This is a genomic window from Streptomyces sp. NPDC057271 (assembly GCF_042668715.1).
GTDB lineage: Bacteria > Actinomycetota > Actinomycetes > Streptomycetales > Streptomycetaceae > Streptomyces.
Genome location: NZ_JBHUYJ010000133.1, coordinates 7,600 through 18,716, shown reverse-complemented (window position 1 = coordinate 18,716; position 11,117 = coordinate 7,600). Strand labels below are relative to the sequence as shown.

At 72.4% G+C, this 11,117-nt stretch carries 9 protein-coding genes; 4 read left to right on the top strand and 5 right to left on the bottom strand.

Annotated features, from left to right (window positions below):
* Nucleotides 1-94 precede the first annotated feature (94 nt).
* Entirely contained in the window at nt 95-829 is a 735-nt protein-coding gene (locus ACFUJR_RS35455; RefSeq protein WP_383163416.1) for a VOC family protein, read from the bottom strand.
* 402 nt (nt 830-1,231) lie between these two features.
* Here ACFUJR_RS35455 and ACFUJR_RS35450 point away from each other — a divergent pair, with 402 nt between their 5' ends.
* On the top strand, nt 1,232-3,310 hold the full coding sequence (locus ACFUJR_RS35450; RefSeq protein ID WP_383163415.1) for a discoidin domain-containing protein: 2,079 nt from the start codon (nt 1,232-1,234) through the stop codon (nt 3,308-3,310).
* Nucleotides 3,311-3,402: 92 nt separating this feature from the next.
* Nucleotides 3,403-4,059, top strand: coding sequence for a TetR/AcrR family transcriptional regulator (locus tag ACFUJR_RS35445; protein ID WP_383163413.1), 657 nt, complete (start codon nt 3,403-3,405; stop codon nt 4,057-4,059).
* Here ACFUJR_RS35445 and ACFUJR_RS35440 read toward each other — a convergent pair.
* Complete coding sequence (locus ACFUJR_RS35440; protein WP_383163411.1) at nt 3,986-6,082, bottom strand: hypothetical protein; 2,097 nt, start codon at nt 6,080-6,082, stop codon at nt 3,986-3,988. The genes ACFUJR_RS35445 and ACFUJR_RS35440 overlap by 74 nt on opposite strands.
* A 295-nt stretch (nt 6,083-6,377) precedes the next feature.
* On the opposite strand from ACFUJR_RS35440, the gene ACFUJR_RS35435 reads away from it, so the two are divergent.
* Complete coding sequence (locus ACFUJR_RS35435) at nt 6,378-6,596, top strand: DUF6296 family protein (RefSeq protein WP_383163409.1); 219 nt, start codon at nt 6,378-6,380, stop codon at nt 6,594-6,596.
* Between the two features lie 38 nt (nt 6,597-6,634).
* On the opposite strand, the gene ACFUJR_RS35430 is transcribed toward ACFUJR_RS35435, so the two are convergent.
* A complete protein-coding gene (locus tag ACFUJR_RS35430; RefSeq protein WP_383163407.1) occupies nt 6,635-7,402 on the bottom strand; it encodes an NPP1 family protein in 768 nt (255 codons plus the stop codon).
* A gap of 326 nt (nt 7,403-7,728) precedes the next feature.
* Between ACFUJR_RS35430 and ACFUJR_RS35425 the strand changes: the two genes are divergently transcribed.
* The gene (locus tag ACFUJR_RS35425; protein WP_383163405.1) at nt 7,729-8,454 is read left to right on the top strand and encodes a transporter substrate-binding domain-containing protein; all 726 of its coding nucleotides are present in this window, start codon (nt 7,729-7,731) and stop codon (nt 8,452-8,454) included.
* 27 nt (nt 8,455-8,481) lie between these two features.
* Here the strand turns inward: ACFUJR_RS35425 and ACFUJR_RS35420 are convergent, their stop codons facing one another.
* Nucleotides 8,482-10,644, bottom strand: coding sequence for a SpoIIE family protein phosphatase (locus ACFUJR_RS35420; RefSeq protein WP_383163403.1), 2,163 nt, complete (start codon nt 10,642-10,644; stop codon nt 8,482-8,484).
* 117 nt (nt 10,645-10,761) lie between these two features.
* Nucleotides 10,762-10,974, bottom strand: coding sequence for a membrane protein insertion efficiency factor YidD (gene yidD / locus ACFUJR_RS35415; protein ID WP_383451126.1), 213 nt, complete (start codon nt 10,972-10,974; stop codon nt 10,762-10,764).
* Nucleotides 10,975-11,117: the final 143 nt, after the last annotated feature.

The window sequence follows — 11,117 nt, the reverse complement described above, 5'->3', positions numbered from 1 at the left end:
GGCGAGGCCGGCGGGGGCGGCGGTGAGGTGGCACACGTCGCCGAGGCGGTACTCCCCGGTCACCCCCGCCTCGCCCGGACGGTGCCCCCGGTCGTCAGCGGGGAGGCAGGACCCGGAACTCCTGGCCGTCGGGGTCGGCGAGCAGCACCGGCGCGGGGGCGCCCGTGCCCGTTCGCGTGGCGCCGTCGCGGCGCGTGGCTCCGAGGGAGAGGAGGCGTTCGACCTCGGCGTGCTGATCGCCGTCGGCGGGCGGGGCGAGGTCGAAGCGCAGACGGGCCCGTCCGGTCATGTGCATGAGCGGCGGGCCGCCCCAGGTGACCTTCGGCCCGCCGTGCGGCGAGCGGATCGCGGTCTCCTGGTCCTGGTCCCAGACCAGCGGCCAGCCCAGCGCCCGGCTCCAGAAGTACCCGACCTCCTGCGAACCGTCGCAGGCGAGCGCTCCGATGAAGCCGCATTCCGCGAGGAAGGCGTTCCCCGGCTCGATGACGCAGAACTCGTTGCCCTCGGGGTCGGCGAGGACCACGTGCCCGTCGTCGGGGCTCTGGCCGATGTCGATGTGGCGGGCGCCGAGTTCGAGCGCTCTCGCCACGGTCTGCCGCTGGTCTTCGTCGGAGGTGCTCGTGAGGTCGAAGTGCAGGGGTATCTGCTCCGCCTTCGGCTCCCGGGCCGGGAGGAACCGGATCAGGAACCCCGTGTCGTCGCCCGGCCGGAGGACGATGCCGTCGTCCGGGTCGTCGGTGATCTTCCAGGCGAGGAACTCGGCCCAGAAGCGGGAGAGACGCTCCGGGTCGTTCGCGTCGAAACAGAGGGCGTGCAGGTGGGATGTCATCCCTCGGTCTCCGATCCGCCGGCTCGTCGCCCGACGCGTCGATCGCGTCGGGCCGTCACCGGCATGTGTGCGTCCAGTCGTGGCGGAGCCTGCCCGGGGACTCTCACGCCGGTCAACTGCTTTACGGCGCCCCCGTCGTTCCAGCCGGACCGGCCGGCGCGGACGTGGGCGAGCTGGTCCGGGCAGGCCGGCCACGTCCACGAGGGTCGCGGCGCCCTGGGCGCGCGGCGGCCGGTACCTCCTGACGGATAATCAGAAAGCCACCCCGATGGCCGATTCGAGACGCCACCCTCGCGCATCAGGTCATCTGTCCCGGACTCTTGACTCCCTTACCCGGAGTAGGGATCCTTCACCACACCTTTCGCGCGGAACATGACAATTCCCCGACCGAAGACGTGAGTGATGTCCATGAGACCCCCCACGCACAGCCGTACGTCCGGCCGACGCGGGCCGCTGGCCGTGCTGTCGCTGCTGCTCGCCACGGTGGCCATGCTGCTCGGGCCCGCACCCGGTTCGGCCGCCGACAGCTCCTGGTGGGACCCCGTAGCCCGGCCCGCCCCCGACTCCGAGATCAACGTCACGGGCGCGCCGTTCAAGGGCACCGACGAGCGCGGCGAGGTGCGCGGCTTCGTCGACGCGCACAACCACCTGATGTCCAACGAGGCCTTCGGCGGCCGCCTCATCTGCGGCAAGAACTTCTCGGAGCAGGGCGTGGCCGACGCGCTCAAGGACTGCCCCGAGCACTACCCCGACGGCTCGCTCGCGATCTTCGACTTCATCACCAAGGGCGGAGACGGCAAGCACGACCCGAACGGCTGGCCGACGTTCAAGGACTGGCCCGCCCACGACTCGCTCACCCACCAGCAGAACTACTACGCCTGGGTGGAGCGGGCCTGGCGCGGCGGCCAGCGGGTGCTCGTCAACGACCTCGTCACCAACGGGGTCATCTGCTCGGTCTACTTCTTCAAGGACCGCAGCTGCGACGAGATGACCTCCATCCGCCTGCAGGCGCGCAAGACGTACGAGATGCAGGACTACATCGACAAGATGTTCGGTGGCCCGGGCAAGGGCTGGTTCCGGATCGTCACCGACTCCGAGCAGGCCCGCGACGTCATCCAGCAGGGCAAGCTCGCGGTCGTCCTCGGAGTCGAGACCTCCGAGCCCTTCGGCTGCAAGCAGATCCTCGACATCGCTCAGTGCAGCCGGGCCGACATCGACCGCGGGCTCGACGAACTCCACCAGCTGGGCGTGCGCAGCATGTTCCTCTGCCACAAGTTCGACAACGCCCTGTGCGGGGTGCGGTTCGACAGCGGCGCGCTGGGGACCGCGATCAACGTCGGCCAGTTCCTGTCGACCGGCACCTTCTGGAAGACCGAGAAGTGCACCGGCCCCCAGCACGACAACCCGATCGGGCTCGCGGCGGCACCGCAGGCGGAGAAGCAGCTTCCGGCGGGCGTGTCGGTCCCCGGATACGCGGCCGACGCGCAGTGCAACACCCGAGGTCTCACCGCACTCGGCGAGTACGCGGTGCGCGGCATGATGCAGCGCAAGATGATGCTCGAGATCGACCACATGAGCGTCAAGGCCACGGGCCGTGCACTGGACATCTTGGAGTCCGCGGCCTACCCCGGCGTCCTCTCGTCGCACAGCTGGATGGACCTGAACTGGACCGAGCGGGTCTACGGGCTCGGCGGCTTCATCGCCCAGTACATGAACGGATCCGAGGGCTTCATCGCGGAGGCGAAGCGGACCGAGGCACTGCGCGACAAGTACGGAGTGGGATACGGCTACGGCACCGACATGAACGGGGTCGGCGGCTGGCCCGGGCCGCGTGGCGCCGACACCCCCAACCCGGTGAAGTACCCGTTCCGCAGCACCGACGGCGGGTCGCTCATCGAACGGCAGACCACCGGGCAGCGGACCTGGGACCTCAACACCGACGGCGCCGCGCACAACGGCATGGTGCCGGACTGGATCGAGGACATCCGGGTGGTCGGCGGCGAGGACGTGGTGAGCGACCTGTTCCGGGGCGCCGAGTCCTATCTCGACACCTGGGGCGCATCCGAGCGGCACCGAGCCGGGGTGAACCTCGCCTCGGGCAAGCCGGCGTCGGCGTCCACCACGGAGTGGTGGAACCCGTTCACCTCGTTCGCGGCGAGCCGGGCCGTGGACGGCGACCTGGGGACACGCTGGGCGAGCGAGTGGAAGGACGGCCAGTGGCTCCGGATCGATCTCGGTTCGCCCCAGCTGGTCAAGAAGGTCACGCTCGACTGGGAGCGGGCGTACGGCAAGGCGTACCGTATCGAGGTCTCCGACGACGGCGCCGCCTGGCGCACCGCCTGGTCGACCACGAGCGGTGACGGCGGTCTGGACACCGCCACGTTCGCCGGGACGACCGCGCGGCACGTCCGGATCCTCGGTCAGCAACGCGGCACCGACTGGGGGTACTCACTCCGCGAGGTCGGCGTCTACAGCGGCTGAGGGCCGGCCCGGGCGGGGTGACGGGGGCTGGGCGCCTCCTCACCCCGCCCGGGGCTGTGAAGACCCGGGCCGTACCAGAAAGGAACCACCGCATGTCCCGTATGCCGCTCGCCGAACGGCGCCGGCAGTTGACCGAGGCGGCCATCCGCGCCATGACCCGGGACGGCGTGCCGCGTACGACGACCCGGTCCATCGCGGCGGAGGCGGATGTGTCGCTGAGCGTCTTCCACTACTGCTTCGACTCCAAGCAGGCCCTGCTGGAGTCCGTGATCACGGCGATCACCGACCACTACGTCGGGACGGTGAAGAAGGCGCTGCGGCCGCGCGAGACGTTCAGGGAGACCATCCGGGCCGGTTTCGAGGCGTACTGGGAGCATGTCCGCGCCCATCCGGGGGAGCACATGCTGACCTACGAGCTCACCCAGCACGCCCTGCGCACCCCGGGGTTCGAGCCGCTGGCGCGCCGTCAGCACGAGCGGTACGCCGAGATCTACCAGGAGCTCATCGAGGAGCTCGACGCGAGCATGATGCTCGACATCCTGGTCCCCGTGCCGGTTCTGGCCCGCTACCTCGCGGCGGTCACCGACGGGCTGACCCTGAACATCCTGGTACTGGGCCACGACGAGGAGTCGGCGGCGCTGCTCGACCTGGTCACCGATCAGGTCGCGGCGCTCGTCAGGGACGGTGCCGACGCCCCCGCATCCAGTACGCGAAGACCTCCGGCAGTCGGTCCAGGTCCGCTGCCGTGACCGTGACGAGGCGGATGTCCATGAGGTCCGCCAACTCGGCCTTGCGCCGCGCCTTCTCGGCATATCGCTCCTGTTCCATCAGCCCCAGGGCCTCGACGAACGTGCCGTCGGCGAGCAGCCAGTCGGCGCGCAGACCGGTGGTGTTCAGCTCGGGGTGGCGCGGGTAGTGCGGCTCCGGGTCGTGCCCGATGCCCCAGTGGTGGAAGAAGTCGTCGACGTGTCGTTCCAGCATGGACCGGCACAGGTGTCCGTCGGTGGCGACGGTGAGCGTGCCGCGCGCCTGCCGCACACCGTCCGTCAGTACGCCGGCCAGCTGGAGCCACTCCGCCCACGAGCGCGGCCGTCTGGCCGGCCGGGCGGTCACGAGCCTGGCGACGGGACGCGGGACCAGGAAACGGCAGAGCATCGCCTCGTCGGCGAGATCGGGGTCCGTGACGGTGATCCGCTCCAGCTGGGCGAGTGAGGGCGGACCGGAGAACTCGATCTCGGCGAGGCGGCGGACGGCGTGGAGGATCGCGTCGGTCCAGGGGCCGTCGGTGCCGTTGTCCCGGAGCACACCGCGCTGGGCGAGGCGGCAGCAGCCGAAGCAGTAGGCAAGGCCGGGGCGCGCCTCGTGGGCGGGTGTCCCGCAGAGCCGGCACGGCGACACACGGCCGGGGACGGTGGGCGCGCCGAACATCGCCTCCCGTTCGCGCCGGTGGTACGGAGTGTCGTCGACCCTGCCGGCAGGGTCCGCGGCGGGGCTCACCTGCTGGGCGTTGAGCCATGTCCGGTGGCGCTCGGGGACGAGTGCCAGGGCCCTCGCCGTGAGCCGGGAGGGGCTTCGGAACGGTCCCGCGGACGTGGCGGCGGAGGCGGCCCGCCGGTTGTGGTCCTCGGTTGCCCGGTCGGGGGCCGTACACAGAACCGTCCCGGGTTCGACGCCGTGGCGGCGCAGGAGCGTGGTCATCGGCTGCGCGTACGGGTGGGCGTAGACGGTCAGGGTGCCCGTACCGGGGTCGTAAGATCCGGCCTCCGGCAGGTCGCGCAGGGCCACCGACTCCTCGACGAGCCGGATCGACCAGGCGGCGTCGGGGACGACGTACGCGTCGGGGAAGGCGTCGAGGCCCGGGAGGTCCACGGCCGTGGGCGCCTCGACGCCGTGGCGCTTCAGGGCGTCGAGCGCGTCGGGGCGGGCGCGTTCGTCGATGAGGGTCAGCGGCCCGTCAGGCAGGTGGTACTCCCCCACCTGGAGCCCCGCTCCGTCGACCACGCGGACGCCGGGGCGGCCGTAGACGGTACGGCTGACGGCGCGGAGCTCCTCGTAGCCGTGACCGTGACGGCGCCATCGCTTCCAGGCCCGGAGCCGGGCGGCGGCCTCCTCGTCCGCCCGCGCGGTGGGAGGGACGGGAGGCGGCGGCGTCGGCCGGGGTGCGACGGCGGCCGCGGGGACGGTCGTCGGGTCGAACCCGGCGACGAGGGCGCGTAGTTCGTCCCGGCCGGGGAGGTTCAGCCGGATGTCGCCGATCCAGTGGCCCGCCTTCCGCTGCTCGGCCCCGCTGAACGGCTCCCGGCGGTCGGGGGTCCAGCCCTTCGCGTCGGTCACCGGCGCGCGATCGTCCTCGTCCATGAGGTGGAGGGCGATCCAGCCGTGGCAGCCGACCGGTGCGGGCGAGGCTTCGGCGAGGCGGTGCAGGTCCTCGCCCTGCACGTGGAGGAAGCGGTCGTACAGATAGCCCATGTGCCGCTCCACGGCCGAGCCGCCCCGGGCCTCCGGCGCCGCGACGGAGATCGCGCGGGAGTTGTAGGTGTTGTCGGGGCGCGGGACGAGGCTCACGACGACGGGTATCAGGACGTCGCACCCCACGCCCCTGGGGGCCGGGACTCGGGCCTCGCGCCGCTTCAGGTGGGCGAGGACGAAGGTGCGCAGCGCCGTCACGGAGTCGTCGAAGACGGCGATGGCCGTCGACGTCCGGGGATCGCCCGGTGGGATCACGACCATCTTCCGGTCGGGCACGTATCGGATCGGCTCACCCTTGCGCATGGCTGGATTATGCCAATCGGGTATGACGTCCGGCCTGGGGCAAGGAGAGCGAAGGCCTGCTCGATCAGCACGGCGGGACCGCCCGCGCGGCCCTCGCTCCCGTCCGCGGCGCTCCACCGGTCGACAGCGGCATCCCGCGGTCGGGCTCCGGCTGCGGGAGGTGCCGGAGCGGGTGACCGGCGAACGGTCCGGCGTACGGACGCACGCCTCCGAACGATCGGTTTCCGGGGCCTGCCCGGACACGGGCGCGCCGTGAGCGGCCGATTCGGCGTCAGATGTCGGTATAAACGAGCGCATGCAGCATGCCGAGCGGTTCAAGCTGACCTTCCCGACTGCGGGTGACTCCATCGTCGTCACCCGCACGGACCGTAAGGGGGCGGGCGGGCATCCCGTGTACTCCGACGAGACGGGCATCGTGCAGGCCGAGATCGACGAGGAGGGCAACGTCCGCATGCTCGCGAGCGGCGGGCACCAGAGTCTCGACGCGCCCACCCGCGCCGTCCCCGGGGACTGAGGCGTCCCCGGGGGCGGCGCGACAGGCGAGCGCGCAGCTCAGGCGTACGGGTCGAACGGGATGCCGGCGGGCTTCGCCTCCGCGAGATGCGGGCCGAAGCTGCCGTCCTTCAGGCCGAAGTGGGCGCTGCCGAAGTCCGCCTGGACCAGCTTGTCGCGGACCCCGGAGGGGTAGCCGTTCCAGCCGACGAGGGCCGGGAACTGCCACTGACCCTTGTGGTTCTCCGGCGGCTCGTCGTTCGAGTTGGCGGGCCGGAAGCAGTGGGTGCTCACACCGTCCTTGTGGTAGACGATCTTGGGGTGCGTGCCGTCCCAGCGGATCTGGTCGCGGCTGTACGTGTCGAAGTCGCCGTGCGCGGACGTGGAGACGTACTTGGCCTGGTTGTCCTGGATCCAGACCACGACGTGCTCCCAGTCGTGGCGGTGGCCGCCGAGGGACATGTAGGGGATCGCCTGGTCCTTCTCGAAGTACAGGCCGTAGAGGACGGCGCACCAGCCGTTGTTGCACTTGGAACGGGAGTAGCCGTTGGTGTTGTCCAGGTCCCAGGCGTCCCGGCACGAGCCGTTGAGGGCGCCGGTGGGCTTGAGTCCCGGGTTGATCGTGCCGTCGGGGCCGATGGCCGCCGAGGAGTAGCAGCCGTCCGTGTCGTAGTCGTAGGCGGGCTGGAACGTCCGGTCGAGCCCGTCGGCGTTGGCGGGGAGCGGCGGGGGCGGCGCGGCGAACGCGCTGCCCGAGACCGCGACGACCAGCGCGATGCTGCTGCCGAGGGTGACCGTGACCCTCCGGATCCACGAACTCGTCTTCAACTGCGTCCTCCTGAGGGACCGCCGTGCGGGCGTGAGGGGTGATGTGGGGGTGCTCGATTGGCATGCCCAGATCAGTTCTCTCGAACCCCGTTGTCGTGAGGAGGACCGGCCGATGACGGCGCGGTGAAGGATGGCGGCCGCCGGTCCGTCAGACCGGCGCCCCGGACGGCGGGTGCGGCGGGGTCGCGGACTCATCGGCCCCTTCTGTCCCGGTCGCCGGCCGGGCCGGGATGAGGCTGCGACCGGCGGCGTGGCCGGACCCGGGCCGGCCCCTCGACCCGGCTGTGCGGCCGACACCCCCGAACGGCTGTCCTAGACTCCGGCCCATGACGACTGCGACCGCGGACATCGCCCGGGATCTCGCGCCGACGGGCGCCCTTCGGGCCTCGATCAACCTGGGCAATCCGGTCCTGGCGCACGGCACGCCCGACTGCCCCGGCGGGGTCACCGTCGACATCGCCCGGGAGATCGGCGCGCGCCTCGGCGTGCCGGTCGAGTTCGTCTGCTTCGACGCGGCCCGCAGCGCGTACGACGCGATGACCACGGGCCGCGCGGACGTCTGCTTCCTCGCCGTCGAGCCGGCGCGCGAGGCCGAGGTCGCCTTCACCTTGCCGTACGTCCTGATCGAGGGGGTGTTCGCCGTGCCCACGGACTCCGGTTTCGCGACGTCTGCCGACGTCGACCGGGAGGGGGTACGGATCGGTGTGAAGCGCGGCTCCGCGTACGACCTGTACCTCACGCGCACGCTGCGGCACGCGGCCGTCGTACGCGGTGAGGAGGGCGTCGACACGTTCCGCGCGGAGGGCCTGGAGGTCGCGGCCGGGATCCGGCAGCCGATGACCGCCTACGTCGCCGCGCACTCCGACGTCCGGCTGATCGAGGACCGGTTCATGGAGATCCGCCAGGCCGTCGGGACGACTCCGGCGCGGCGCCCCGGCACGGTGCGCTTCCTCACGGACCTCGTGGAGGAGCTGAAGGCCGGCGGCTTCGTCGCCGAGGCGCTGCGACGCGCGAACCAGTCCCCCACCCTGGTGGCCCCGCCCCGGGACTGACCCGGCCCGACCTGTGTGATCCCGGCGCTATACGGAGGTCCGACCGTCGGTGTCCGAACTCCTCAGCGCGAGCAGGGCGATGTCGTCCGTCCGCCGGGAGGCGGGGCGGACCCGCGCCAGGAGGGTGTCGATGAGGAGGCTCAGGTCCCTGTCGTCGACGGCGGCGAGATGGCCGGCGAGCTCGGCGAGGGCGTCGTCGAAGTCGGTTCCCGGTGTCTCGACGAGTCCGTCGGTGTAGAGGAGGAGCAACTGGCCTGCGACGAGCGGGAACTCGGTGACGGGGTAGGTGGCCTCCGGGTCGATGCCGAGCAGCGGGCCCGGTGACAGGTCCACTGGTGCGGTCCGGCCGTCGGGGTGGCGCAGCAGGGGCGGCGGATGGCCCGCGCCGGCGAGGCACACGCGGCGGCCGACGAGGTCGACATGGACGTACAGGCAGCTGGTGAACAGGCCGGGGTCGAGGTCGACGAGCAGCCGGTTGGTGGCCGAGAGGACCCGGTCGGGCGCCTCGCCGACGGTCGCGTGGGCGTGGACTCCGGTGCGGACCTGCCCCATCAGCGCCGCTGCTGCGACGTTGTGGCCCTGGACGTCGCCGATGACGGCCGCGACGGCGGTGTCGCCGAGTCGGATCAGGTCGTAGAAGTCGCCGCCGATGTCCATGCCGCGGGTGGCGGGCAGATAGCGGGCGGCGACGTCCAGTCCGGGCACGGTGGGGAGGCCGTGGGGCAGGAGGGCCTGTTGGAGGCCGTGGGCGAGCTGCTTCTTCGTGTCGTAGAGCCGCGCCCGGTCGAGGGCCTGCGCGATGAGGCCGGCGAGCGAGGTCAGGACGGCGCGTTCCTCGCGCGGGAACGCGTGGGGCCGGTCGTAGGACAGCAGACAGAGGCCGACGGGCCGGCCGGAGATGATCAGGGGCAGGAAGGCCCAGGCCTGCTTGGTGCTGCTCGACGGTCCTTCGGGGTAGATCCGCCGCATCTCCTCCAGGTCGGCGAAGAAGGACGGGATACCGCTGGCGAGCGCCTGTCCGGCGGGCGTGAAGGCGGAGCCGAGCGGCAGCGCGTCGAAACGTTCGACGAACGCGGCGGGGTAGCCGCGGTGTCCCATGATCCGCAGGCGGCCGGAGTCGACCGTGGACAGGATCAGGCCCTGGGCGCCGAAGGCGGGCATGATCTGGTCGGCGACCAGATCGACGACGTCCTGCACGCCGACGACCTCGGTCAGGGCGGCGGCCAGGTGCATGAGCTGGTAGAGCTGCCCCGCGCGGGCGGGGGCGGAGGAGCTGGGGGCCAGCCCGGGCGCGGGAACGGGCGGGGACGGGGCTCCGGTGGGGACGATCCGGACGCTCACGCCGCCGGCGTCGGGGTAGAGGTGGAAGTCCAGCCAGGTGTCGGGCGGACGGCAGGCCGTGAAGGAGACGGGTTCACGGCTGATCACGGCGGCGCGGTACCGGTCCTCGTAGGTGGGGTCGTCGAGCCAGGGCAGGGAGACCCACGGCAGCGTGCCGAGCAGGGTCGCGGCGTCCTGGCCCAGGAGTTCGGCGCCGCCCGAGCTGAGGAAGACGATCTGTCCCTCCAGGTCCAGGGCGCAGCTGCCACCGGGCAGGCGCTCGGCGAAGTCGGCGGCCACCTGGGCGGGGGCCGTGGCCCGGCGGCGTGTGTCGGGCGGTACCTCACGGGGCCGGTCCTGGGGAACGTAGGGCTGTCCCGACTCTGCGGCCTCGTCCATGAGGCGGGCCAGGCGACGGCAGCAGGAGAAGACGTAACCGTGTTCACGCCGCGTGAGCCGCGGCGGGCGGGTGGCGGGCCACAGCAGGAGCAGCGTGCCCCAGCGCCGGGCGCCGGTGATCGGCGCGGCGGCGAGGGCGAGGGGGTACGGGAGGGCCATCGCCGTCCGTGGATAGGTGCGGGCCATCTCCTGCTGGCTGCCGACCCAGACCAGGCGGTCCTCGCGTGCCGCGTCGGCCACCGGGGCGGGGGCGGTCAGCGGCACCCTCGTCCAGGGTGCGGCGAACTCGGCCGGGGCGCCGCAGAGCGCGTCCAGGCACAGGACCTGAAGGTCCGGGCCGAGGAGGTAGACGCCGCCGACGGAGGCCCCGGTGCGGCGGACCGTCTCCGTGAGAGCGGCGTCCACAGCTCCGGCGCCCCGGGCCGGACCGACCGTGCTGGTCACAGACACCTCCAGCGTCGCAGCCTCCATTATCTCGCGGCCCCTCCCCGGGGCCCGCGTGACTGCGCCACCCGGCGGGGTGGAGGGCCTGTGTCGGGGGCCTGCGGGGGCCGGCCCCGTGAGCGCGTGACCCGTGGACCCCGCTTCTCAGTCCGGGACGGGGTCCGTGAAGCCGCGTCGGCGGGCCGCCCCCGGGCGGCAGCGGAGCAGTCGCGCCACGGTCAGGCGCCCGCCCCGGAGCGCGCCGTGGCGGCGCAGTGCGGTGACCGCGTACGTGGAACAGCTCGGGGTGTACGGGCAGCACGGCGGGCGGGTCGGGCTGATCTCCTCCCGGTAGTGCTGGACGCCCGCGTGCAGCACTCCGGCCACCCGCCCCCGGGGGCGGGAGGGGGGGGGCCAGCGGACGGGAGGGGGGGGGGGAAGGGGCGGGGGTGGGGGGGGGGAGGGGGGGAAGGAAGGCTGGGGGGAGGGGAGTGCGCCCCCGGGGGTGGCGGGGGCCGAAG

What these genes read in the sequence shown, in the direction of transcription:
- ACFUJR_RS35425 (WP_383163405.1), top strand. Translation starts at nt 7,729, where the DNA reads ATGACGACTGCGACCGCGGACATCGCCCGGGATCTCGCGCCGACGGGC.
- ACFUJR_RS35455 (WP_383163416.1), bottom strand. Translation starts at nt 829, where the DNA reads ATGACATCCCACCTGCACGCCCTCTGTTTCGACGCGAACGACCCGGAG.
- ACFUJR_RS35445 (WP_383163413.1), top strand. Translation starts at nt 3,403, where the DNA reads ATGTCCCGTATGCCGCTCGCCGAACGGCGCCGGCAGTTGACCGAGGCG.
- ACFUJR_RS35440 (WP_383163411.1), bottom strand. Translation starts at nt 6,082, where the DNA reads ATGCGCAAGGGTGAGCCGATCCGATACGTGCCCGACCGGAAGATGGTC.
- ACFUJR_RS35420 (WP_383163403.1), bottom strand. Translation starts at nt 10,644, where the DNA reads ATGGAGGCTGCGACGCTGGAGGTGTCTGTGACCAGCACGGTCGGTCCG.
- ACFUJR_RS35435 (WP_383163409.1), top strand. Translation starts at nt 6,378, where the DNA reads ATGCAGCATGCCGAGCGGTTCAAGCTGACCTTCCCGACTGCGGGTGAC.
- ACFUJR_RS35450 (WP_383163415.1), top strand. Translation starts at nt 1,232, where the DNA reads ATGTCCATGAGACCCCCCACGCACAGCCGTACGTCCGGCCGACGCGGG.